This is a genomic window from Paragemmobacter kunshanensis (assembly GCF_011059185.1).
Classification (GTDB): domain Bacteria; phylum Pseudomonadota; class Alphaproteobacteria; order Rhodobacterales; family Rhodobacteraceae; genus Paragemmobacter; species Paragemmobacter kunshanensis.
On record NZ_JAALFE010000004.1, the window covers coordinates 42940 to 65430 of the forward strand.

General features: G+C 67.8%; 21 protein-coding genes. 6 read left to right on the plus strand and 15 right to left on the minus strand.

Going from position 1 to position 22491, the window contains the following annotated elements:
* Window positions 1-95: 95 nt before the first annotated feature.
* The 5 genes from G5V65_RS05445 to G5V65_RS05465 form a co-directional block, all read right to left on the minus strand.
* Entirely contained in the window at window positions 96-1628 is a 1533-nt protein-coding gene (locus tag G5V65_RS05445; protein ID WP_165047681.1) for an ATP-dependent DNA helicase, read from the minus strand.
* Between the two features lie 62 nt (window positions 1629-1690).
* Window positions 1691-1924 carry a hypothetical protein gene (locus G5V65_RS22080; RefSeq protein ID WP_206526685.1) on the minus strand — a complete coding sequence of 78 codons (234 nt, stop codon included), beginning with the start codon at window positions 1922-1924 and terminating at the stop codon, window positions 1691-1693.
* Between the two features lie 156 nt (window positions 1925-2080).
* A complete protein-coding gene (ccrA, locus tag G5V65_RS05455) occupies window positions 2081-3373 on the minus strand; it encodes a crotonyl-CoA carboxylase/reductase (RefSeq protein ID WP_165047684.1) in 1293 nt (430 codons plus the stop codon).
* Between the two features lie 182 nt (window positions 3374-3555).
* Window positions 3556-4899: a 1-acyl-sn-glycerol-3-phosphate acyltransferase gene (locus tag G5V65_RS05460; protein ID WP_343162822.1), complete on the minus strand. Its 1344-nt coding sequence runs from the start codon at window positions 4897-4899 to the stop codon at window positions 3556-3558.
* A 49-nt stretch (window positions 4900-4948) separates the two neighbouring features.
* Window positions 4949-5260 (minus strand): hypothetical protein, encoded by a 312-nt coding sequence (locus G5V65_RS05465; RefSeq protein WP_165047688.1) that lies wholly within the window; start codon window positions 5258-5260, stop codon window positions 4949-4951.
* A gap of 337 nt (window positions 5261-5597) precedes the next feature.
* On the opposite strand from G5V65_RS05465, the gene G5V65_RS05470 reads away from it, so the two are divergent.
* From G5V65_RS05470 to G5V65_RS05485, 4 genes are all read left to right on the plus strand, one after another.
* The gene (locus G5V65_RS05470) at window positions 5598-7565 is read left to right on the plus strand and encodes a protein meaA (RefSeq protein ID WP_165047690.1); all 1968 of its coding nucleotides are present in this window, start codon (window positions 5598-5600) and stop codon (window positions 7563-7565) included.
* Between the two features lie 107 nt (window positions 7566-7672).
* Entirely contained in the window at window positions 7673-8032 is a 360-nt protein-coding gene (locus tag G5V65_RS05475) for a DUF1127 domain-containing protein (RefSeq protein WP_165047692.1), read from the plus strand.
* Between the two features lie 192 nt (window positions 8033-8224).
* Window positions 8225-8935, plus strand: a complete 711-nt coding sequence (gene deoD, locus G5V65_RS05480; RefSeq protein ID WP_165047695.1) for a purine-nucleoside phosphorylase — start codon at window positions 8225-8227, stop codon at window positions 8933-8935.
* 64 nt (window positions 8936-8999) lie between these two features.
* Window positions 9000-9938, plus strand: coding sequence for an NADP-dependent oxidoreductase (locus tag G5V65_RS05485; protein ID WP_206526686.1), 939 nt, complete (start codon window positions 9000-9002; stop codon window positions 9936-9938).
* Here G5V65_RS05485 and G5V65_RS05490 read toward each other — a convergent pair.
* The 6 genes from G5V65_RS05490 to G5V65_RS05515 all read right to left on the minus strand — a co-directional run bounded on the left by G5V65_RS05490 (window position 9920) and on the right by G5V65_RS05515 (window position 18287).
* Window positions 9920-10621 (minus strand): gamma-glutamylcyclotransferase, encoded by a 702-nt coding sequence (locus G5V65_RS05490; protein WP_165047697.1) that lies wholly within the window; start codon window positions 10619-10621, stop codon window positions 9920-9922. The genes G5V65_RS05485 and G5V65_RS05490 overlap by 19 nt on opposite strands.
* On the minus strand, window positions 10618-11481 hold the full coding sequence (locus tag G5V65_RS05495) for an urea carboxylase-associated family protein (protein ID WP_165047698.1): 864 nt from the start codon (window positions 11479-11481) through the stop codon (window positions 10618-10620). Before G5V65_RS05495 ends, G5V65_RS05490 begins: the two co-directional genes overlap by 4 nt.
* A 28-nt stretch (window positions 11482-11509) precedes the next feature.
* On the minus strand, window positions 11510-11707 hold the full coding sequence (locus G5V65_RS05500; protein ID WP_165047700.1) for a hypothetical protein: 198 nt from the start codon (window positions 11705-11707) through the stop codon (window positions 11510-11512).
* Between the two features lie 42 nt (window positions 11708-11749).
* Window positions 11750-16591 (minus strand): calcium-binding protein, encoded by a 4842-nt coding sequence (locus tag G5V65_RS05505; RefSeq protein ID WP_165047702.1) that lies wholly within the window; start codon window positions 16589-16591, stop codon window positions 11750-11752.
* Between the two features lie 114 nt (window positions 16592-16705).
* Window positions 16706-17620 (minus strand): DMT family transporter, encoded by a 915-nt coding sequence (locus G5V65_RS05510; protein ID WP_394352229.1) that lies wholly within the window; start codon window positions 17618-17620, stop codon window positions 16706-16708.
* A gap of 55 nt (window positions 17621-17675) precedes the next feature.
* Complete coding sequence (locus G5V65_RS05515) at window positions 17676-18287, minus strand: LysE/ArgO family amino acid transporter (protein WP_165047703.1); 612 nt, start codon at window positions 18285-18287, stop codon at window positions 17676-17678.
* 127 nt (window positions 18288-18414) lie between these two features.
* Between G5V65_RS05515 and G5V65_RS05520 the strand changes: the two genes are divergently transcribed.
* Window positions 18415-19302, plus strand: a complete 888-nt coding sequence (locus tag G5V65_RS05520) for a LysR family transcriptional regulator ArgP (protein ID WP_165047706.1) — start codon at window positions 18415-18417, stop codon at window positions 19300-19302.
* Here G5V65_RS05520 and G5V65_RS05525 read toward each other — a convergent pair.
* Both G5V65_RS05525 and G5V65_RS05530 read right to left on the minus strand, forming a co-directional pair.
* Entirely contained in the window at window positions 19293-19865 is a 573-nt protein-coding gene (locus G5V65_RS05525; protein WP_165047708.1) for a hypothetical protein, read from the minus strand. The two genes, G5V65_RS05520 and G5V65_RS05525, sit on opposite strands and share 10 nt — an antisense overlap.
* 42 nt (window positions 19866-19907) lie before the next feature.
* A complete protein-coding gene (locus G5V65_RS05530) occupies window positions 19908-20159 on the minus strand; it encodes a hypothetical protein (RefSeq protein ID WP_241250458.1) in 252 nt (83 codons plus the stop codon).
* Window positions 20160-20539: 380 nt separating this feature from the next.
* Between G5V65_RS05530 and G5V65_RS05535 the strand changes: the two genes are divergently transcribed.
* Entirely contained in the window at window positions 20540-21070 is a 531-nt protein-coding gene (locus G5V65_RS05535; protein ID WP_165047713.1) for a hypothetical protein, read from the plus strand.
* 121 nt (window positions 21071-21191) lie between these two features.
* On the opposite strand, the gene G5V65_RS05540 is transcribed toward G5V65_RS05535, so the two are convergent.
* A complete protein-coding gene (locus G5V65_RS05540; protein WP_165047715.1) occupies window positions 21192-21935 on the minus strand; it encodes a YebC/PmpR family DNA-binding transcriptional regulator in 744 nt (247 codons plus the stop codon).
* A 191-nt stretch (window positions 21936-22126) separates the two neighbouring features.
* Window positions 22127-22483 (minus strand): hypothetical protein, encoded by a 357-nt coding sequence (locus tag G5V65_RS22630; RefSeq protein WP_165047717.1) that lies wholly within the window; start codon window positions 22481-22483, stop codon window positions 22127-22129.
* Between the last annotated feature and the right edge of the window lie 8 nt (window positions 22484-22491).

Below are 22491 nucleotides of genomic sequence, written 5' to 3' on the forward strand. Positions count from 1 at the left end.
CATGGGCCTCCTGATCTTGGTGCCACCCTAGCCAACCCGCCTGTCCGAAACAATTTTCTTCGAAGAAAATTGCAGATTCCTTCGAAGGAATTTGATCACTCCGCGCCGCTCAACGTCAGCGCCGCAGGCCCCTTGCGCAGATCCTCCACCGACAGCGGCCCCTGCGGCCGCGCCAGCCGATAGCGCGTCACCCAATGCAGCCGCTGCTCTGCCCGCGTGATCGCCACATAGGCCAGCCGCTTCCACAAGGGCACCCCCGCCTCGGACCGCCCGGCCTGGGCCGCGGCCCAGATGTCAGGGGCGAAGACCTGCACCTCGTCCCATTGGCTGCCCTGCGCCTTGTGGATCGTCACCGCCGCCCCATGCAGGAAGGCCGCCCCCATCGTCGCGGCCGAGGGGATGAAGGGCTCCTCCTCCTCCGGCTTCTCGATCTTGATGATCGAGGCGGCCGAGACCTGCGGCTCCTCCGCCCCCACCACATGCAGCTTGGCAAATCCCGGCTTCGATCCGGGGCCAAGGTAAATCACCTGCGCCCCCTTGATCAGCCCCCGCGCCTCCAGATCAATCCGCTTCTTGCGATGCTTCAGCGGCAGTTCGATCCCGTCGCAGACCAGCGGCTCCCCCGGCAGCAATGCATCCTCCGGCGCGCCGAAGGCCCCGCGAAAGGCCTGGATCAGCCGGATCCGCGTCGCATTGCGCCAGACCAGCACGGGCGAGCGGGCCATCATGTCGGCATCCACCCGCTCGGCCATCACCACCCGCCCGTCGCGCCGCGCCGCATCCTCCACCATCCGCTCGAACTGCTCGAACCGCAGGCTCTCATCCCCCAGCGCATGCGCCAGGTCGAGGATCGGGTTATCCGCCGTCTGCCGATGGATCCGGTTCAGCACCAGCTTCCGCGACCCGCCCAGCCGGTCGAAGACCATCTCCCCCGACAGCCCCACCGGCGCAAGCTGGGCCGGATCGCCAAACAGCACCAGCGTCGGAAAGATCTCGCGCAGATCCTCAAGCTGCCGCTCGTCCAGCATCGAGGATTCGTCGATGAACCCCACATCCAGGGGCTCTTCCCGCCGCTTCCATCCCTTGATGAAATCCGATCCCTTCAACCCGGCTGCCGCCAGCGCCCCGGGCACCGAGGCAACCTGCTGGTAAAAGGCGAATGCCCGGTCCAGCGCCAGATCCGTCAGCCCCTCCACCACCGGCCGCTCGCCCTGCCCCGTCAGCCATTCCGCGATGCGTTCGTATTCCGGGTCATAGACCGGCGTGTAAAGGATGCGGTGGATCGTCGTCGCGGGCACCCCCCGCAGGCGCAGCACGCTGGCCGCCTTGTTCGTCGGGGCCAGAATGGCCAGCGTGCGGCGATCCTTGCGCCGCCGCCCCTCGTAATCGCCCGACACCACCTCGACACCGGCCGCCACCAGCGCCTTCGTCAGGCTGGCCAGCAGCATGGTCTTGCCCGATCCGGCCTTTCCCACCACCGCCAGAACCGAAGCCTTGCCCTCGGCGCGCGGGGTCAGCATCCCCTCGGCCAGATCAATGCCCTGCCCGGCCAGTTCGGCCGCCACACGGTCATAGGCTTCGGCCTGATCTTCGGAAAATATCAGCGAGGGGGCAGGGGCAACTTGCATGGCGGCGACCATAATCCGCCCCCCGCCAAGATGCGAGGGGGCATCTCCCTGCCCCGTCCGCCCTATTGCCCGGCGCGCCCCGGACCACCTCGTCCCGGGCCACCTCCGCCCAGCCCGCCCCTGCCCGGCCCGCCAGCCACCTCTGCCCCGCCATCGCCCCCGGCGCCAAGGCCGGAAATCTCCTCGCGCGCCACGGCCAGCGTCTCATCCGCCTTGCGCGCCAGACGGCACAGGCCGTTGCGATCCGCATACTCGGCCAGATCGGCCAGAACCTCGAACACCCATTCATGCCCCATGCGGCGCTACCTTGAACCATTCCGTCACCGCCCTGATGTTATCCGCGCGGGTCCCGGCCCATCAAGGCGCGCCGCACTCCCGGGGCGGGCGGATCCACGCAAATGCCCCGGCCCTTGCGGGACCGGGGCATCGCACCGACGCGCGGGCTTGCGCGATCACATCTTCCGGCTGGCCTCCAGCGTATCCTCGAAGGTCCGCAGCCCGGTATGCGGGGCCTGCACCAGAACCGCCATATTGCCCGGCTTGTGCTGGTTTCTCAGCATCTTCACATGGGCCTGCGGAATCTCGGCCCAGGGGAACACCTCCGACATGCAGGGATCCAGCCGCCGCTCGATCATCAGCTTGTTCGCCGCGCTCGCCTGTTTCAGATGCGCGAAATGGCTGCCCTGCAGGCGCTTCTGGTGCATCCACATGTAGCGCACGTCGAAGGTGCAGTTGAACCCGGTCGTGCCCGCACAGATCACCACCATGCCGCCCTTCTTGCAGACAAGGCTCGATACCGGGAAGGTCGCCTCGCCCGGATGTTCGAAGACCATGTCGACATTCACACCCTTGCCGGTGATGTCCCAGATCGCCTTGCCGAACTTGCGCGCCTCTTTCAGCCAGTCGTTGTATTCGGGGCTGTTCACCTTGGGCAACTGCCCCCAGCACTTGAAATCGTTGCGGTTGATCACGCCCTTCGCGCCCAGCCCCAGCACGAAGTCGCGCTTGCTCTCGTCGCTGATCACCCCGATCGCATTCGCCCCCGCCGTGTTGATCAGCTGGATCGCATAGGATCCAAGGCCCCCCGAAGCACCCCAGACCAGCACATTCTGCCCCGGCTTCAGGTCATGCGGATGATGGCCGAACAGCATGCGATAGGCCGTGGCCAGCGTCAGCGTGTAGCAGGCGCTTTCCTCCCAGGTCAGGTGCTTCGGGCGCGGCATCAACTGCTGCGCCTGCACCCGCGTGAATTGCGAGAAAGACCCGTCCGGCGTCTCGTATCCCCAGATGCGCTGCGTGGGCGAAAACATCGGATCGCCGCCGTTGCATTCCTCGTCGTCGCCGTCATCCTGGTTGCAGTGGATCACGACCTCGTCGCCCACCTTCCAGCGCTTCACCTTGTCACCCACCGCCCAGACGATGCCCGCCGCATCGGACCCTGCGATGTGATAGGGCTGCTTGTGGCCGTCAAAGGGGCTGATCGGCTGGCCAAGTCCGGCCCAGACGCCGTTGTAATTCACCCCCGCCGCCATCACGAGGACAAGCACCTCATGGCTGTCGATGGCCCAGGTATCGACCACCTCGACCTCAAAGGCCTTGTCCGGCTCGCCATGCCGCTCGCGCCGGATCGCCCAGGCGTACATCTGCTTGGGCACATGGCCCAGCGGCGGCATCTCGCCGATTTCATAGAGGTCTTTCCTGGGCGCGTCATATGCGACGATCTGCTCTTGCGTATCCAAAGCCATCCTCCGGCCTCCCTGAACCACGATGCCGCGCCGCAGAATCGGCGCCATGGCTCACAGATAGAGGATGCCCGCGCAACATTGCAATAGCGACGCGCGCAATTTTGTAATTTTATGTCCGCCGCGTTGCGGCGCATCATGTCGCAGGCGCAAAATCCGGCGCAGCGCGCCGGATCAGGCCAGCATCACACCACCTCCAGCCGCTGCCGGACAGAGGCCGCATAGAAGGCCATCACCTGCCGCCGCGCCTCGGGGATCGCGAAATCCTCGCCCACCATGCCGCGCCGCCGCAGATGGACCAGCGCCTCCTCCACCGTCGGCTCCAATCCCTGCGGATGCAGCCGCAGCACCGCGTCCCGGGCCGTCAGCGCCTCGACCAGCCGTCGCACCTCTGCATCCAGTCCCGCGCGCGACGCCACCCCCGCCTCCAGCGCCGCAGCAACCAGTGGCACCGGCAGGATCGGCACCGCCCGCGCCACCCGCGCCATCAGCACCCGCCCCAGATCCTCGGTCGGATCGGCCTGCGCCTCGGCCAGAAAGGCGCGCAAGGACACCGGCGCACCGAACCCCGCGGCCGTCGCACCAAAGCCGGGGAAGTTCCCCCGCAGCGCCCGCCATCCCATGCGCAGGACGAAGGCAATCACCCCCGTCACCCTGGGCCGGAACCGCCGCACCCCCGTCCGCGCCGCTTCCGTCAGCAGCCGATCCTCCAGCACCCGGTCATAGGCCAGCCCCACCGGCACGAACAGGATATCCCGCCCGCCCGGATCGAAACCCGCCACGAAATAGGACAAGAGCCCCAGCTTCGCCTCGCCCACCCGCCCGTCCAGCGACAACCCGCCTTCGGGAAAGATCGCCTGCGCCACCCCCTCGGCCGCCGCCATCTGGACATAGCGCGCCAGCACCCGGCGATAGAGCGCGTTGCGCGACCCGCGCCGGATGAAATAGGCCCCCATCCCCCGGATCAGCCGCGACAGGGGCCAGACCCGGGCCCATTCCCCCACGGCATAGGAAATCGCCGACCGATCCGCGATCAGCCAGGTGACCAGCACATAATCCATGTTGCTGCGATGGTTCATCACGAAGACCACCGTCGCCCGGTCATCCACCTGCCCCAGGGCGGGGTCGATCCGCCCGATCCGCACCCGATAGAAGACCCGCGTCAGCCACCGCGCCAGCTGCACGGCAAAACCGAAATACATCGTCGCCGAAAAGGCCGGCACGATCTCGGCCGCATAGGACCGCGCCTCCTGCATCGCCACCGTGGGCGGCACGCCGGTCGCGGCGGCATGTTCCGCCACCGCTTCCATCACCTGCCGGTCATAGGCCAGCCGCAGGATCATGTCATGCCGCTGGGCCAGCTTGAACGGCGCGATGGGCCGCTCCAGCCGCTCGTTCAGCCGCGCCACCGCGCGCTCCATCCGGCGGCGAAAGAACCACCGCACGCTGGGCGCCAGGATGCGGTCCAGCGCGGCAATCGCCGCCAGCGCCAGCACCAGCACCACAAGCCAGATGGGAAGTTCGACCATGCCCGTCATCCGGGCAGGTTAACGGGCCGCAAGCCCGCCTGCAAAGGGATCAGTTATAGGTGACCGAGGTGACCGAGCAGACGTCGATATCCTGGATCGCCTCGTCGCCATCGTCAAAGACGGCGCGGAAGGAATAGGTGCAATCCCCGCTATCGGCAAAGTTCACCGTGGCGCTCTGCCCCGAACCCACGGCCTGCCCGCCCAGCACGTCTTCCTGCCAATCCGCGGCCCCCAGGGTCGAGGCATAGAAGCTCACGATGGTGAAGCCGGACTGGTTCACGATCTGGACGGATTTTTCCTGCGCCATGGCCGGCACGGCCAGCATCAGGGGAAGGGCAGCAAGCGCAAGCATGGCGCGCATCGTCGTCAGGTCCTTCGACCATCGGCCCCCCTTGTTGATGCCGCGATCCGGCAGGGGCCTTCGCACAGAATATAGAAAGGGCGAAGGCAAATGTTAAGGGGGGCGGCGAAAGCGAAGTCTGACACAGACTTCGCGCCGATTTCTGGCACAGAAATCGGGCCCCCACGTTGCCCCCCGGAATTTGCGCCAAATTCCGGCGCGGATTTTGTGTCAAAATCCGCCCTCCCCCCGCGCCGCAATGCAAAATGCCGCAACGCGGCGAATTGACATTGAATGATTCTGTCCTCTATTCAGGTCATCGCGAAATATTATTGCCGAACCGCCGCAGGAGGCCCCGATGACCCAGAAGCAGAAAGAGTCCCCCTGGCTCTTCCGCACCTATGCGGGCCATTCCACCGCGCGCGCCTCCAACGCGCTCTACCGCACCAACCTGTCCAAGGGGCAGACGGGCCTTTCCGTCGCCTTCGACCTGCCCACCCAGACGGGCTATGACAGCGACCACGAGCTTTCGCGCGGCGAGGTGGGCAAGGTCGGCGTGCCCGTCGCCCATCTGGGCGACATGCGCACCCTGTTCGATCAGATCCCTCTCGAACAGATGAACACCTCGATGACGATCAACGCCACCGCGCCGTGGCTCCTAGCCCTCTATATCGCCGTAGCCGAAGAACAGGGCGCCGACATCTCTGCCCTGCAAGGCACGGTGCAGAACGACATCATCAAGGAATACCTCTCGCGCGGCACCTATATCTGCCCGCCGAAACCGTCCCTCCGCATGATCACCGACGTCGCGGCCTATACGCAGAAGCACCTGCCGAAATGGAACCCGATGAACGTCTGTTCCTACCACCTGCAAGAGGCAGGCGCGACGCCGGAACAGGAACTCGCCTTCGCGCTGGCCACCGCCTGCGCCGTGCTGGACGACCTGAAAGGGAAAGTCAGCGCGGAAGACTTTCCCAACATGGTGGGCCGCATCTCCTTCTTCGTGAACGCAGGCATCCGCTTCGTCACCGAAATGTGCAAGATGCGCGCCTTCGTCGACCTCTGGGACGAAATCTGCGAAACCCGCTATGGCGTCACCGATCCGAAATACCGCCGCTTCCGCTATGGCGTGCAGGTCAACTCCCTGGGCCTCACCGAACAGCAGCCCGAAAACAACGTCTACCGCATCCTGATCGAGATGCTGGCCGTCACCCTGTCCAAGAAGGCCCGCGCCCGCGCCGTCCAGCTTCCCGCCTGGAACGAGGCGCTGGGTCTCCCCCGCCCGTGGGACCAGCAATGGTCGCTCCGGATGCAGCAGATCCTCGCCTATGAAACCGACCTTCTGGAATATGACGATCTCTTCGACGGCAACCCCGCCGTGGACCGCAAGGTCACTGAGCTGAAAGAAGGCGCGCGGGCGGAACTGGCCACCATCGACGCAATGGGCGGGGCCGTCGCCGCCATCGAACACATGAAGGGCCGTCTGGTCGAGTCGAACTCCGAACGGCTGGCCAGGATCGAAACCAAGGAAACCACCGTCGTCGGCGTGAACCGCTGGACCGAGGCCGCGCCCTCCCCCCTCACCGCAGGCGACGGCGCGATCATGGTGGCCGATGCTGACGCGGAACGCGACCAGATCGAACGCCTGCACCAATGGCGCGCCACGCGGGATGAGGCAAAGGTCAAGGCCGCCCTCGACGCCCTCCGCCAGGCCTGCGCCACGGGCACCAACGTCATGCCCGCCTCCATCGCCGCCGCCAAGGCGGGTGCGACGACGGGCGAATGGGGCGCCGTGGTGCGCAGCGCCTTCGGCGAATACCGCGCCCCCACCGGCGTCTCGCGCAACCCCTCCAACCGTACCGAAGGCCTGGACCCCATCCGCGACGCCGTGGCGCAGGTCAGCACGAAACTCGGCAAGCCCCTGAAATTCCTCGTCGGCAAACCCGGCCTTGACGGCCATTCCAACGGCGCCGAACAGATCGCCGCCCGCGCCCGCGACTGCGGCATGGACATCCACTACGAAGGCATCCGCCTGACCCCCGCCGAAATCGTCGCCGCCGCGCAGGAACAGCAGGCCCATGTCGTGGGCCTCTCCATCCTCTCCGGCAGCCACATCCCACTCATCTCCGAAACGATGGACCGCATGCGCGCCGCGGGCCTCTCCGACATCCCCGTCGTCGTCGGCGGCATCATCCCCGAGGAAGACGCGACCCGCCTCCGCGCCATGGGCGTCGCCGCCGTCTACACGCCCAAGGATTTCGAACTCAACCGCATCATGATGGATATCGTGGGTCTGGTGGACCGCCAATCCGTCGCCGCCGAATGACGCGGGCGGCCTGACGAAACCTCGTCAGGCCGTTTGCGCCAGATCAAGGCCACCCCCCGCCCTCGCGCGCATGGTTCCTGCAATCCAACCCTTGCAGGAAGAAACCCATGCTTACCCGCCTCCGCGCCCTTCTCGACCGCTGGCAGCAACTGAAAACCGTCGAAGCCCTCACCGACCGCGATCTCGACGATCTCGGCATGACCCGCGCCCAGGTTCTGGCCTTCGTCACCATGCCCGCCGACGTGCCCGACCGCGTGGCCCGCATGGCCGCCATCTTCGGCATCCCCGAGGCAGAGCTGAAGGCGAATTACGCCGACTACCTCGAACTCCTCGGCACCTGCGGCCACTGCCCCGACCGCGCGGCCTGCTCGCTCCTCTTGCACAAGGGCGATATCGCCCGCCCACAGGACGCGACCTTCTGCCCCAACGCGCCGATCTACGCCGAACGCGCCCGGACAGCCGCCTGAACCCTCGGTCAAGGAGCGGACCCGCCCCTTCATCTTGGCCCAAATACCCACCCGCACCGCTTCCATCCCGAAAACGCCCCCACGCATCGCGCCCCTCCCTCTCCCCTCGGGGGAGAGGGCCGGGGTGAGGGGACCCCTTCCCCCCGCCTCCCCCATCGCCTACCCTCGCGCCAAACGCAGCAAGAGGCCCCCATGACAGTCCATATCGGCGCGAAACCCGGCGACATCGCCGAAACCGTCCTCCTTCCGGGCGATCCCTACCGCGCCCGCTGGGCGGCCCAGACCTTCCTCGAAAACCCCGTCCTCGTGAACGAGGTGCGCGGGATGCTGGGCTTTACCGGCACATGGAAGGGCCACCGCGTCACCATCCATGGCACCGGCATGGGGATGCCCTCGCTCTCCATCTATGCCAACGAACTGATCCGCGACTACGGGGCCAGGACGCTGATCCGCATCGGCTCGGCAGGCGCGCTGCAACACCATGTCAAGGTCCGCGACATCGTGCTGGCACAGGCCACCACCACGCTCGGCTCCCCCTCCCGCTCCATCTTCAAGGAACTGAACTTCGCCCCCGTGGCCGATTTCGGCCTGCTCTCCGCCGCCCATGCGGCCGCGACACAGCGCAAGATCCCCACCCATGTCGGCGGCATCTATTCCTCCGACACATTCTACGACGAACGCCAAGACCTGTCCGACCAGCTCCAGCGCCACAACTGCCTCTGCGTGGAAATGGAGGCAGCCGAGCTTTACACCCTCGCTGCCCGCCACGGCGCGCGGGCGCTGGCGATTCTGACCATCTCCGACCACATCCTCACGCATGAGGCGCTTCCCGCCGACCAGCGCGAACGCAGCTTCGGCGACATGGTGGAAATCGCCCTTCAGGCCGCCTTCACCACCGCGTGAGGGGGGCTGGCCCCCCGCCGCCAAAGCGCATAGGTCCGCCCTCCCGCCAAAGGGAAAGGACCCGATGATGAAAGCCGCCCGCATCCACGCCTATGGCACCCCCGACGTGATCCGCGTCGAGGATGCCCCCCTGCCGAAGATCGGCCCCGACGACGTGCTGGTCCGCAGCATCGCCGCCTCGATCAACCCCGTCGACTGGAAGATCCGCCGCGGCTACCTTGCCCAGATGATCCCCTACGAGATGCCCCTGACCCTTGGCTGGGACGTGTCAGGCATCGTCGAACAGATCGGCGCCAACGTCACCACCTTCAAACCCGGCGACGCCGTCTATTCCCGCCCCGACATCCGCAGGAACGGCACCTATGCCGAATACGTGGCCATCGCGGCCCGCGAACTCGCCCCCAAACCCACCACCATCAGCCATGTGGAGGCCGCCTCCCTCCCCCTCGTCTCCATCACTGCGTGGGAGGCGCTGATCACCACCGCGCAGATGCAGCCCGGCCAGCGCGTCCTGATCCATGCCGGCGCGGGCGGCGTCGGCTCCATCGCCATCCAGCTTGCCAAAGCCAAAGGCGCCCATGTCACCGCCACCGCCTCTGCGGCCAAGGCCGCCCTCGTCCGCTCCCTCGGCGCGGATGAGGTGGTGGATTACCGCGACCCCGCCGCCTTCGCCGCCGCCCGCGACCTCGACATCGTCTTCGACACCATCGGCGGCGACACGCAAGAGGCGTCGTGGAACATGCTGAAACCGGGTGGCTTCCTCGTCTCCATCACTCAAGCCCCGAACCCCGAACGCGCCACAGCCGAAGGCAAACGCGCAGGCTTCGTCTTCATCGACCCGAACGCCGCCATCCTGCGCGACCTCGCCACCATGGTGGATGCCGGACAGATCCGCCCCCTGATCGGGGGCGAATTCCGGCTGGATCACGCCGCCCGCGCCCATGAGGCGAGCGAGACAGGCCGCACCACCGGCAAGATCGTCCTCTATACCGGCCAGCCCTGAAGGCCCTCGATCTCTTCCGCGACCATCCTCTGCAGGGCCCAGAGGTATCGGTCGCGGATCCCCAGTTCCTCCAGATGCCGCACGGTGTTGTGCAGATAGGCCGCGCAACTGCCCATATGGCCCGCCGCCCGCGCAATCCGCCGCGCCTGCTCCTCCAGCGGCAGGCAGAGATGGATGGCCGGGTCCAGCGGCGCGGCATAAAAGACCAGCGCCCGCATCGGCCCCCGTTCCCCCCGCACCTTCAACCAGCGGACCGAGGCCAGATCGACCTCATAGCCGATTTCCCGCCGCAGCAGCGCCTCCATCGCCTCCATCCGCCCGGCATCGGGCAGCCGATAGGCCATCCCCCGGCAACTTCCGCCCCGCGCCAGGGCCAGCATCAACCCCGGCTCCTCGGGCGTCGCGCGCCAGCTTTCCAGATGGATGCAGAAGGACCGCCGCCAGCCATGCAGCACCGCAGGCACGGCCTCCGCCGGATCGAAGGCGGGCTTCCAGATCAGCGACCCATAGGCAAAGGTCCAGATCGGCCCCTGCCCCGCCTCCTCCAGCAGCCGTGCCGCATGGCGGGGAAAGGCCTCGTCCGCGATCCACGGCACGCCCCGCCCGCCGTCGCATTCCGGCTCCTGCCGTTCCACGCGGGCCACCAGCGCCTCGGTCAGATGCAACGCACGCCCCGGCTTCATGGGCGGCCATGCGTCCGGTCATAGCCATTGACCCCCGGCGACACCCACCCCACAGGCGGGGCCACAGGCGCGAACACCTCCACCAGCAGCGGATGACAGGCCGCCGCATCCGACGAATGCTCCGCCGAACAATCCCCGCCCGGACAGGCCGACAGGCCCCCCAGCAGATCGATCTCTGCAAAGAACTCGATGTAATCCCCCGGCCTGACGGGGGATGCCTTCATGAAATACTGCCCCGTATCCCGCGTGAACCCCGTGCACATGAAGACGTTCAGCACGTCATGCACATGCCCCTCCGCCTCGCGCAGCGGCAGCCCCGTCCAATCGGCCAGGGCACGCGTCAGGTTGGAATGGCAGCAATGATGATACTGCCCCCCACCCGACAGCAGGTTATGCGTGTAAGGGTCACAGCGCGTCCCGATCACGTCATGCACTGCGCCGCCGAAATCGTCGAACCCGTACCAGTCCAGCGTATCCTCCGTGATCAGCGCCATCCGCCGCAGGGTGGGAAAGGACGACCACATCCCATCCCCCGCCGACAGATGCGTGCCATGCAGCGCCCGCGTCTTGCCAGAATAGAACCGCTCCCGCAGATCGCCCGCCGCCCACAGGTTCAGATCGCCCACCTGCGGCCCCTCGATAGAGGTGATGCGGAAGAACTGCCCCGCCGCCACGGCGAAACACCGCGCCTCGCGCGCCGGCACCACCACCTCCGACAGCTTCCGCCACCCCTCCCGCGCCGCGCGATAGGGGGCAAGGTCGGGCCGCGCCAAGCCCTCCACCGGATAGCAGATCACGGGGGCAAGCCCCTTGCGCGCCGCAGCATCGGCAGGCGCGGGATGGTCATGGGCAAGTTTCATGGCAAGGCACCTCTCTGCCCTGACCCTATCAGCCCCGCTCCCGCAGGCAATGGCGCGGCGTCTTCGCGCCTTCCGTCACCGCCCCGCAGACGGCACAGCTCCAGACCTCCGGCCCGGCGGCCCGGTCCAGCCGCCACCGGCAGGCCCGCCCCAGCGTCGACCCGCGCCGCGAAAGCCACAGCACCAGAAAGACCGCGATCAGCAGAAGGGGAACCAGAATCGGCATGCCCCCGCATAGCACCCCCACCGCAAGGGGACGAGCGGCCGCCTAGAGAAACAGGAAATCCTCCGCCCCCAGATCCGCCAGCAGCACCCCTTCCAGCCGGATCACATGCCCCCTCACCACGATCTCCGCCGCCCGCTGGCCATCCACCACGGCCTCGCGCTGCACCAGCGCGCCCATTCCCGACAGCGCATGGAATTCCAGCCGGTCAAGACCGGGGGTGAAATCGGTGATCAGGTCGCGCTCCCCGGCGCGATAGGCGGCAAAGACAAAGGCATCCGCCCCTTCGCCGCCCGCCAGCGTGTCGCGCCCCGCGCCGCCATAAAGCACGTCATTCCCCGCCCCCCCGAAGAGCCGGTCATTCCCCTCCTGCCCCGAAAGCCGGTCCTCCCCATCCCCGCCGAACAGCGCGTCATTCCCCACGCCGCCCCCGATCCCGTCATTCCCCGCCTCGCCGAGGATCGAGTCATCCCCCAGCCCCGCCCAGATCACCTCATTCCCCGCCCCGGAAAGGATCGTGTCATTCCCCGCCCCATCCCGGAACTGGTCCAGCCCATCCCCGCCTTCCAGCAGGTCATGCCCCGCGCCGCCATTCAGCATGTCATTCCCCGCCCCCCCGAAGAGCCGGTCATTCCCCTCCTGCCCCCACAGCCGATCCTCACCATCCCCGCCGAACAGCGCGTCATTCCCCGCGCCGCCCCCGATCACGTCATTGCCCGCCTCGCCAAGGATCGAGTCGTCCCCCAGCCCCGCCCAGATCACTTCATTCCCGGCCCCGGCCAGGATCGTGTCATTCCCCGCCCCATCCCGGAACAGGTCCAGCCCGTCGCCGCCTTCCATCAGGTCATGCCCCGCGCCGCCGTTCAGCACGTCATTCCCCGCCCCTCCGAAGAGCCGGTCATTCCCCTCCTGCCCCCACAGCCGATCCTCCCCATCCCCACCGAACAGCGCATCATTCCCCGCGCCGCCGCCGATCCCGTCATTCCCCGCCTCGCCAAGGATCGAGTCGTCCCCGATCCCCGCCCAGATCACCTCATTCCCCGCCCCGGCCAGGATCGTGTCATTCCCCGCCCCGTCGCGGAACAGGTCCAGCCCATCACCGCCTTCCAGTAGGTCATGGCCATCCCCGCCATACAGCCGATCATCGCCCAGCCCGCCGATCAGCCGGTCATCGCCCGCATCCCCCGACAGCAGGTCATTCTCCCCCCCCCCATCCAGCACATCATTCCCCAACCCGCCGAACAGCCTGTCCCGCCCCAGCGCGGCCAGGATCACATCCGCCCCCTCGCCCCCGATCAGCAGATCGTTCCCCGCCCCGTCAAGCAGACGGTCATCCCCATCCCCACCGTCGAGCGTGTCATTCCCCTCGCCCCCGGTCAGCAGATCCCGGCCTGCGCCGCCCTCCAGCAGATCCGCGCCCAACCCGCCTTCCAGCGAGTCATCCCCGTCCCCGCCGCGCAGCAGATCATTGCCATCCGTCGCGGCCAGACTGTCATTTCCCACCCCGCCCGACAGCGTGTCATTCCCCGCCCCGTCCGAGATGGCATCCTCCCCGTCGCCACCCTCGAGCCAGTCATCGCCATCCCCCCCGATCAGCCGGTCAGTGCCCGCCCCGCCGAACAGCCGGTCATTGCCCACCCCGCCCTCGAGCGAGTCATTGCCCGCATTCCCCTCCAGCAGGTCATTGCCAAGGCTCGCCAGCAGGCGATCATCCCCCAGCGCCCCGAAGAGGGAATCGTTGCCCGCTCCGTCATAGATCAGGTCGGCCCCCTCTCCCCCGTCGATCAGGTCATCCCCATCGCCGCCCGACAGCCGGTCATTCCCGTCCCCGCCGAACAGCGCATCCGCCCCCGCGCCCCCTTCCAGCGTGTCATTGCCCGCCTCGCCCAGCAGCCGGTCATTCCCGTCCGAGGCCTGCAGGATGTCGTTCCCCGCCCCGCCGATCAGCCGGTCATTGCCCAGCCCATCCGACAGGACATCCGCCCCCTCGCCGCCCTCCAGCCAGTCATCGCCATCCCCCCCGGCCAGCCGGTCATCGCCCTCGCCCCCGAACAGCCGGTCATTGCCCACGCCGCCCTCCAGCGTGTCATTCCCCGCCTCGCCCAGAACGGAATCATCCCCCAGCGTCGCCAGGATCCGCTCATCACCCGCCCCGGCGCGGATCGTGTCATTCCCGGCCCCGTCAAAGAAAAGGTCCACCCCATCGCCGCCATCGAGAAGGTCATCCCCGTCCCCGCCCGTCAGCCGGTCATTTCCCGCCCCGCCGTAAAGACTGTCCGCCCCCGCGCCCCCCTCCAGCGTGTCATTGCCGTCTTCCCCATCCAGCCGGTCATTCCCGTCCGAGGCCTGCAGCAGATCGTTCCCCACCCCACCGATCAGCCGGTCATTGCCCAGCCCATCCGACAGGGCATCCGCCCCCTCGCCGCCCTCAAGCAGGTCATCGCCGTCCCCGCCCGCCAGCCGGTCATCCCCCGCGCCGCCATAAAGACTGTCCGCACCCGCCCCACCCTCCAGCGTGTCATTGCCGTCATCCCCATCCAGCCGGTCATTCCCGTCCGAGGCCTGCAGGATGTCGTTCCCCACCCCACCGATCAGCCGGTCATTGCCCAGCCCATCCGACAGGGCATCCGCCCCCTCGCCGCCCTCCAGCCAGTCATCCCCATCCCCGCCCGTCAGCCGGTCATTTCCCGCCCCGCCGTTGAGACTGTCCGCCCCCGCCCCACCCTCCAGCGTGTCATTGCCGTCTTCCCCATCCAGCCGGTCATTCCCGTCCGAGGCCTGCAGCAGATCGTTCCCCGCCCCGCCGATCAGCCGGTCATTGCCCAACCCGTCCGACAGGACATCCGCCCCCTCGCCGCCCTCAAGCAGGTCATCCCCATCCCCGCCCGCCAGCCGGTCATCCCCTGCGCCGCCATAAAGACTGTCCGCCCCCGCGCCCCCTTCCAGCGTGTCATTGCCGTCATCCCCATCCAGCCGGTCATTCCGGTCCGCGGCCTGCAGCAGATCGTTCCCCGCCCCGCCGATCAGCCAGTCATCCCCATCGCCCCCGGCCAGCCGGTCATCGCCCGCCCCGCCGTAGAGACTGTCCGCCCCCGCCCCACCCTCCAGCGTGTCATTTCCGTCATCCCCATCCAGCCGGTCATTCCCGTCCGCGGCCTGCAGCAGATCGTTCCCCGCCCCGCCAATCAGCCGGTCATTGCCCAGCCCGTCCGAGAGGACATCCGCCCCCTCACCGCCCTCCAGCAAGTCATCCCCATCCCCGCCCGCCAGCCGGTCATCCCCCGCCCCGCCGTAAAGACTGTCCGCCCCCGCGCCCCCTTCCAGCGTGTCATTGCCTGCCTCGCCCCGCAGCACATCCGCCCCGCCGAGGCCCGCCAGGCTGTCATTCCCGGCGCCCCCGGTCAGGCTGTCATCGCCCTCGGTCGGGCCGGTCGGCGGCGGCGGGTCTTCGCCGCCGCCATCATCCTCCGCCTGTCCCGCATCCAAAAGCAGCCGGCCATTCGGCGCCAGCGGCATCGCCATCACCTCGGCCACCGTCAGTGGCCGCCCCGCCGCGGTGCGGATCTCCAGCACCTCATCCAGATAGGTCAGGATCGCCCCCGTGGCCGTGGGCGTCACCGTCAGCGCCCCCGTGCCGCGGAAGAAGGGCCAACCCGTCAGGTCGATCCGGTCCTGCGCCGGGTCGAAATCCGCGATCACGTCGCGCTGCCCATCCGCCCGCAGCACGAAGAGATCCGCCCCCGCCCCCCCGCTCAGCACATCCGCCGCCGCGCCATCCAGGATCACGTCCCGCCCTGCACCGCCCGCCGCCACGCCGCCCTGCGCCCGCAGCACCCCGCCCAGCCCCGCCAGCGGCACCGCCAGCAGCGTCACCCCCGCCTCTGCCGCCGACAGCACCGCCACCTGCAACTGCCCTTCGGCCACCACCGCCCGCAGCCCGCTCACATTGGCCAGCCCCAGATCCACCGCATCCGCCAGCGTGGCCAGATGCACCAGCCGCCCCCCGGGCAGCATCGCGAACAGCGTCACGCCGTCATCCGCCCCCGCCGCCAGCACAAAGACCCAGTCCTGATGCGTCACCACCTCCAGCACCACCGCCCCGGCAAAGCGCGTGCCCAGTTCGTCCAGCACATGATCGACCGGCACCACCACACCCGTGGCATCGACCCGCAGCACCGTCAGGCTCGACGATCCCGCCGCCGCGACGATGGCCCATGTCTCGCCAAAGGCGGTGACCGTCTCGATCGCCGTGATCCCCTGCACGTAAAGCCCCTGCGCCGGCCCCGCCACCGACAGCCGCGTCAGCGCCCCGCTTGCCCCCACGGACAGGACCGTGATCGCATCCTCCGCCGAGGATCCGGCCAGAACCAGCATCCGCCCGCCCACCTCGGCCGTGGCCAGCGCCACCACCCCCATCAGGGCGAATGCCACCGAATCCACCGCCACAGATACCGGCGTCAGGGCCTGCCCCGGCCCGATGCGGAAGGATTCTACCCCGCTGCCCGCATGGCGCGCCGCCAGCAGATAGCGCTCTCCGCCGATCTCAACCGCCGCGATCTCCACCGCCTGCGCCTGCAGGGCCGTCGTCGCCTGCAGATAGGCCGTGATCCCCCCCGCCCCGGCCAGTTGCGCCGCGGCGATCATGTCCGTGGCCAGACTTCCCGCCATGCCCCCCACCGTCACCGGCACCCGCGCATTGCCCTGCACCGCAAAGGACTGCACCACCGCGCCCTGCGCGCCCAGACCCAGCAGCACCGTCTCGTTCAGCACCGGATTGAAAAGCCGGATCAGCGGCGTGCCGCCGGGCACGACCACCATCTCCCCCTGTGCCAGAGGCTGCGCGAAACGCGCGCCAAGGGTCACCCCAACCCTCAGGAAACCGAACATGCCACACCCACATTTGCCCGAAGGCCCCGGGGTCAGGTTGCGGGTTTCGCGGTTAGCGATGCCTTAGGGAATGCGGGCAGTTTCATGGCATTCGGCCGGGATTTTACCCAGCCCTCACAGCGTCGTCTCCGCCTCGGCCGGGGTCACGCGCCGCCGCTTGATCATCGCCTCGCGCCAGGTGATGTAGCTGATCGCCCCGATGATCACCGCGCCGCCCAGCAGCACGAAAAGATCCACCCCCTCGCCAAAGACCAGCGCGCCCAGCGCCGTCGCCCAGACCAGCTGCAGGAAGGTCACCGGCTGCGTCACGGCCAAAGGCGCGGCGCCGAAGGCCCGCGTCATGCAGTAATGCCCCGCCGTCGCGAACCCCGCCACCAACCCCAGCCAGAGCCATTGCGACAGGCTCATCGGCACCCAGACCCAGATCGCAAGTGGCAAGAGGCCGACCGTCACCGTGGCCGACATCATCGCCACCACCGTCCCCGCCGGGGCCAGCTGGCTCAGCCGTTTCGCGAAAAGATAGGACGCGGCAAAGAAACAGGCCGCGCCCAGTTGCGCCAGATGCCCGTCCGTCACCTCCCGCAGCCCCGGCCGGATCACGATCAGCGCCCCGATCAGCGCCACCCCTACCGCAAGGATGCGCCGCATCGCCAGCACCTCGCCAAAGAACAGCGCCGCCCCCAGCGTCACCAGAACCGGGTTCAGATAGCCGATCGCCGTCACCTCGGCGACCGGGATCCGCGCCATGGCGTGAAACCACAGGATCACGGCGACGGTATGCACCACGCCCCGCCAGCCGAACAGGCGCCACGTCCCCGCAGGCAGGCCCTGCCGTGCCAGCGCCCACAGGCTCGGCAGCAGGAACAGCACGCCCCAGCCAAAGCGCACAAAGGCCGATTGCGCGGCGGGCAGGTCGGTGCCCAGATAGCGCACGATGCCCGTCACGCCGACAAAGCACAGCCCCGTCGCCAGCATCCACAATGCGCCCTCGACGGGCCGCCCCAAATCGCTCTGATCCGCGCCGCTCATGCCCGCGACCAAAGCCGAACCCCGCGCCCCCCGCAAGGGCCGTGGGGCCGATTTCTCAGGCCGTCAGCGCAAGCTTCGCCGCAATCGCCCACATCGTGCAGCCCACCACCACCTCCAGCACGACCCAGGCCCGCGGCCGCGCAAAGACCGGCCCCAGCAGCCGCGCCCCGAAGCCCAGCGCCGAAAAGAACACCAGCGACCCCATCGCCGCCCCGATGCCAAAGGACAGCCCATGCGGCGCATATTGCGCGCTGATCGACCCCAGCAGCACAACCGTATCCAGATAGACATGCGGGTTGGCCCATGTCAGCACGAGACAGGTCGCCAGCACCTTGCCCAAAGGGGCCGCCCCCCCCGGCGCGGGCATCAAGGCCTCGCCCCCCGCCCAGGCGGCACGGAACCGCATCGCGCCATAGACGACCAGAAAGGCCACGCCCCCCCACAGCATCACATCCGCCAGCCACGGCACCGCGCCCGAGACAAGGCCGAACCCGCCCACCCCCGCTGCGATCAGCACCGCATCCGACAGCGCGCAGGTGGCAACCACCGCCAGCACATGCTCGCGCCGGATGCCCTGCCGCAGCACAAAGGCATTCTGCGCCCCGATGGCCGCGATCAGGCTGATCGCCACCAGAAATCCCGAACCAGCCGCGAAACCTGCCGTCATTCCGTCCCCCACACGCCCACAGAGACCACGCGCCCCGGCTTTCCGCCGGACGTGACTTTCCGCTTGACCTATGGCCAGCCCCTGCAACAATCCAGTTAATCTTCCTGCGCCAAGATTAGAGAAACTTATGCTCGACCCCGCCCAGCTCGCCGCCCTCGCCGCCGTGCATCGCCGCGGCTCCTTCGATCTTGCCGCGGCGGAACTGCATGTCACGCCCTCGGCCATCTCCCAACGCCTCAAGGCGCTGGAGGAACGCATCGGCACCCTTCTCATCCGGCGCGGCACGCCCTGCAGTGCCACCGAAACCGGCCTGCGCCTGATCCGTCACCATGACGAGGTGGTGCTTCTCGAACAGGCCCTCGCCACCGAACTGCCGGGCATTTCCCCCGGCCCCGTCACCCTGCGCATCGCGGTCAATGCCGACAGCCTCGCCACCTGGATCATCCCGGCGCTCGCCACCTGCACCGACTTCCTCTTCGACATCGTCATCGACGATCAGGACGTCTCGCAGGACTGGCTCCGCCGGGGCGAGGTGTCGGCCGCCGTCACCGCCCATCCCGGCCCGCTGCAGGGCTGCGATACCCTGCCGCTCGGGCGGCTGCGCTATCGCGCCACCGCCTCGCCCGCCTACCTCGCCCGCTGGATGCCCCATGGCCCGACGCCCGCCGCCCTGTCCCGCGCCCCGGCGCTCACCTTCTCCGACAAGGACAGGCTGCAGCATATCTGGGTGGATCGCCTGACCGATGGGCAGGCCAGCCGCGCGGGCTTTCCCGGCCACCGCCTCGCCTCGTCGCAGGGCTTTGTCGATGCCTGCCTCGCGGGCCTCGGCTGGGGTCTGAACCCCGAACCACTGGTCGCATCCCACCTCGCCACGGGCCGCCTGATCGACCTCGCCCCCGACCAGCCGCTCGATACCGCGCTGCACTGGCAGTTCGCCCGCCTCACCGCCCCGGCCATCGCCCCGCTCACCCGCGCGATCCAGACGGCAGCCCGCGCCGCCCTCCTTCAGCCGTGACGCAGCACGCGGAAAAAGGTCATCGCCGCCAGCAGCACCAGCACCAGCCCGGCCATGTCGGCCGCCGCAGCCTTCAGGAACGGCTCCGCGCGCGCCAGCATCGGCATCTCGCCGCAGCAGGGCCCGATCAGCACGCGCGGCACATTCCCGATCAGCGATCCGGCCAACCCCACCAGCAGGATCGCCTTCCAGTTCGCATCCTGCCCCTCGCCCCGCGCATCCATGCCCAGCACCCGGAACAGCGCAAAGGCCACCGGCACCGCCAGAACCTTGGCCACCAGCACCACCAACAGCAGCGCCGTCATCCCCTCCAGCCCGACGATCATCCCCGTCGACAGGATCGCCGCCGGCAACACCATCAGCATCGCCACCCAGCCATAGACCCAGACCATCAGCACCGTCACGCCAAAGGGCAGGAACACCGCATGCATCCGCGATTGCATCGCCCCGTTCCCGAAGATCCGGCTCAGATCATGTAGCCCCTGACACAGCAGAAAGGCCAGGACCATCAGCCCCGACGCGATGCAGAAATGCAGCGCCACCTGGCGCAGATCCCTCAGCATCCTCCGCTCTCCCCCCGGGCAGGTTCCGCCCGGCGCCGCCCGTCACAGCCGGCCATTTGCCGACAGGACATACTGCCCCGCCCGGGTATCGGGCGCATGGGCCACCAGCCCCCGCTGCACCAGGCTCTTCAGCGCCCGATGATAGGTCGCCTGCGGGATCGCCGCGGCCAGGGGATGATTGCGGATCGCCTCCGACCGCGCCGCCCGCTGCGATCCGTTGCACACCTCGTTGATGGCATAAAGCACATCGCGCTCATTGGGGGAAAGCTCCACCAGCCCAAGCGAGCTTTCCATCTCGAACAACAACGACCGAAGCTGTGCAACGCTCTTTATATTCAATCGGATCATCCCCGAGCCGGCCCCCGGACGGGCAAGGCAGCCACGTCCTGTTAACCATTATTAAAGCGTAGATACCCCCGTCAGGCAACGCTCCTCGCAAGGCGGGGCGAAGATTGGCATGAAGTTTGCTGCAAGGATTGCGCAACCGCATCGGCCACTCGCAGAGAAAACTTTCATGCCCAGCAGCAAAGCCCTTGACAGCCCCTCTTGCAGCAACAACTTTTACGTGTATTAAGAAATTGATTCACGACCTATTGGTTATCCGGTTTCCTGTGCCTTGCCAGTGACCAGCTCTTCGGACCCCCCGCCGTTCGCAAAGATTGTCCCGCCCCAAGATGAACATCCTTCCCGACAGCATCAGCATGGCCCCTGCCAAGGACGCGTCCCCCGCCTGCTGCCCGCCCGGAGTGGCGCAGATGCCCCGCCCCGCGCAAATCGTCGCCGTCTGCGAACGTCCCGGTCCGCTGGACCCGCTGCTTGACTGGCTCGCCGAAAAGGGCGCGCAGATCGTGCATGTGCCGCTGCGCCGCCTGCCGCTCGACTGGTTCGATGCCAATGCCCATCGCCATGACGTCGCCCTCGTCGATGCCGATTTCCTGGGCGATGAAGGGGCGATGATAGATTTCGGGATGCGCCTGCGCCGCTTCAGCCCGGGCATGCCGGTGATCATGGCGACAAAGCGCGTCACCGCCTCGGATTTCTCGACCGAACGCATGGCCATCTGCGATGTCACGCTGCGCATGCCCATCACCCGCGGCGACCTGCTCGAGGCGCTTTCCGCGGCGCTGGAAAACCATGCCCACTGGACCGAAATCCGTCATCAGGGTCGTCCCCTGATCGCCGAGGCACACCCCCCCTCGGTCTGATCGCCAGAATGGCGATACCCGTGCGACTGGCGGCCCCCCCGGGCCGCCATTTCTTTTGCCGAAACGAGAAAGGGCGGCCCGTTGGGCCGCCCTTCCCGCATTCCTCGGCGTTCCGCCCGGATCAGGCCAGTTGCGCCGCCACATCCTCGGGGATGTCGAAATTATGCGTCACGGTCTGCACATCGTCATCCTCTTCCAGCATGTCGATCAGCCGCATCAGCTTGGTCGCCGTGTCCAGATCGACCTCGGTCCGCGACTGCGGCCGCCAGACCAGCTTGGATTCCAGCGATTCCCCCAGCGCCTTCTCCAGCGCGTCTGACACATCCGAAAGCGACTCGACGCTGCAATAGATCCAGTGGCCCTCGTCGTCGGATTCCACGTCATCCGCCCCGGCCTCCAGCGCGGCCATCATCACGTCATCCGCCGATCCGGCGCTGGCGGCATAGGAAATCTCGCCCACCCGGTCAAAGGAATGGCTGACCGATCCGGTCTGCCCAAGGTTCCCGCCGCATTTGGTGAAATAGGACCGCACGTTCGAAGCCGTGCGGTTCAGGTTGTCGGTCATCGCCTCGACGATGATCGCGATCCCGTTCACGCCATAGCCTTCATAGCGGATCTCGGTGTAATCCTCCGCATCGCCGCCCTGCGATTTCTTGATCGCGCGCTCGATCACGTCCTTCGGCATCGACACGGCCTTCGCCGCCTTCACCGCCAGACGCAGGCGCGGGTTCTTCTCGGGGTCAGGATCGCCCATCTTGGCGGCGACGGTGATCTCCTTCGCCAGCTTGGAAAACATCTTCGAGCGCAGCTTGTCCTGCTTGCCCTTCCGATGCTGGATGTTCGCCCATTTTGAATGGCCTGCCATGACCCGCGCTCCGATATCCCTTGGGGGGTGATGGCGTCCTATACACAAGGCAGGCGGGGAACGGCAACCCCGCCCCCGCGCAACTCCGGCCTATTCCGCTTCAGCGGCAAAGACCGCGCCCAGCCCCGCGAAGTGCAGCCCCATGCCTTCCGTTGCGCCGGACGGGCATTCCCGCCCCTCCGGCACGGAAATCACTTCACCGGCGGGGGCGAGGCAAAGGTCCAACTCTCCCCCCCGTCCGAAATCTCCACCGATGCCATCGGCGGCACCACGCCCTCGGCCCCCAGCGCGCGGGTCAACTCGCTCCAGAACTGGCGCAGCAGGTTGGGCTTCTCCACCACCGTCACGCGATAATCATAGCCCGGCCCGCAGGGCTCCAGCCGCCCGGCCCCGCCCGCCGCCGCCCAATCCGCGCGGCAGACCGTGCCATCGCTCAGGCTTACCGTCAGCACCGATTGCGACAGCCGCGCCGCCTGCGGCTCCACAGGCTGCATCGCCGCCGCGCAACCGGCCAGACCCAGCACCGCCACAAGTCCCAGAACCCGCATCTCCACCA

Coding starts and splice junctions, on each gene's coding strand:
- G5V65_RS05445 (WP_165047681.1), bottom strand. CDS start 1,628: ATGCAAGTTGCCCCTGCCCCCTCGCTGATATTTTCCGAAGATCAGGCC.
- G5V65_RS22080 (WP_206526685.1), bottom strand. CDS start 1,924: ATGGGGCATGAATGGGTGTTCGAGGTTCTGGCCGATCTGGCCGAGTAT.
- ccrA (WP_165047684.1), bottom strand. CDS start 3,373: ATGGCTTTGGATACGCAAGAGCAGATCGTCGCATATGACGCGCCCAGG.
- G5V65_RS05460 (WP_343162822.1), bottom strand. CDS start 4,899: ATGGTCGAACTTCCCATCTGGCTTGTGGTGCTGGTGCTGGCGCTGGCG.
- G5V65_RS05465 (WP_165047688.1), bottom strand. CDS start 5,260: ATGCGCGCCATGCTTGCGCTTGCTGCCCTTCCCCTGATGCTGGCCGTG.
- G5V65_RS05470 (WP_165047690.1), top strand. CDS start 5,598: ATGACCCAGAAGCAGAAAGAGTCCCCCTGGCTCTTCCGCACCTATGCG.
- G5V65_RS05475 (WP_165047692.1), top strand. CDS start 7,673: ATGCTTACCCGCCTCCGCGCCCTTCTCGACCGCTGGCAGCAACTGAAA.
- deoD (WP_165047695.1), top strand. CDS start 8,225: ATGACAGTCCATATCGGCGCGAAACCCGGCGACATCGCCGAAACCGTC.
- G5V65_RS05485 (WP_206526686.1), top strand. CDS start 9,000: ATGATGAAAGCCGCCCGCATCCACGCCTATGGCACCCCCGACGTGATC.
- G5V65_RS05490 (WP_165047697.1), bottom strand. CDS start 10,621: ATGAAGCCGGGGCGTGCGTTGCATCTGACCGAGGCGCTGGTGGCCCGC.
- G5V65_RS05495 (WP_165047698.1), bottom strand. CDS start 11,481: ATGAAACTTGCCCATGACCATCCCGCGCCTGCCGATGCTGCGGCGCGC.
- G5V65_RS05500 (WP_165047700.1), bottom strand. CDS start 11,707: ATGCCGATTCTGGTTCCCCTTCTGCTGATCGCGGTCTTTCTGGTGCTG.
- G5V65_RS05505 (WP_165047702.1), bottom strand. CDS start 16,591: ATGTTCGGTTTCCTGAGGGTTGGGGTGACCCTTGGCGCGCGTTTCGCG.
- G5V65_RS05510 (WP_394352229.1), bottom strand. CDS start 17,620: ATGAGCGGCGCGGATCAGAGCGATTTGGGGCGGCCCGTCGAGGGCGCA.
- G5V65_RS05515 (WP_165047703.1), bottom strand. CDS start 18,287: ATGACGGCAGGTTTCGCGGCTGGTTCGGGATTTCTGGTGGCGATCAGC.
- G5V65_RS05520 (WP_165047706.1), top strand. CDS start 18,415: ATGCTCGACCCCGCCCAGCTCGCCGCCCTCGCCGCCGTGCATCGCCGC.
- G5V65_RS05525 (WP_165047708.1), bottom strand. CDS start 19,865: ATGCTGAGGGATCTGCGCCAGGTGGCGCTGCATTTCTGCATCGCGTCG.
- G5V65_RS05530 (WP_241250458.1), bottom strand. CDS start 20,159: ATGGAAAGCTCGCTTGGGCTGGTGGAGCTTTCCCCCAATGAGCGCGAT.
- G5V65_RS05535 (WP_165047713.1), top strand. CDS start 20,540: ATGAACATCCTTCCCGACAGCATCAGCATGGCCCCTGCCAAGGACGCG.
- G5V65_RS05540 (WP_165047715.1), bottom strand. CDS start 21,935: ATGGCAGGCCATTCAAAATGGGCGAACATCCAGCATCGGAAGGGCAAG.
- G5V65_RS22630 (WP_165047717.1), bottom strand. CDS start 22,483: ATGCGGGTTCTGGGACTTGTGGCGGTGCTGGGTCTGGCCGGTTGCGCG.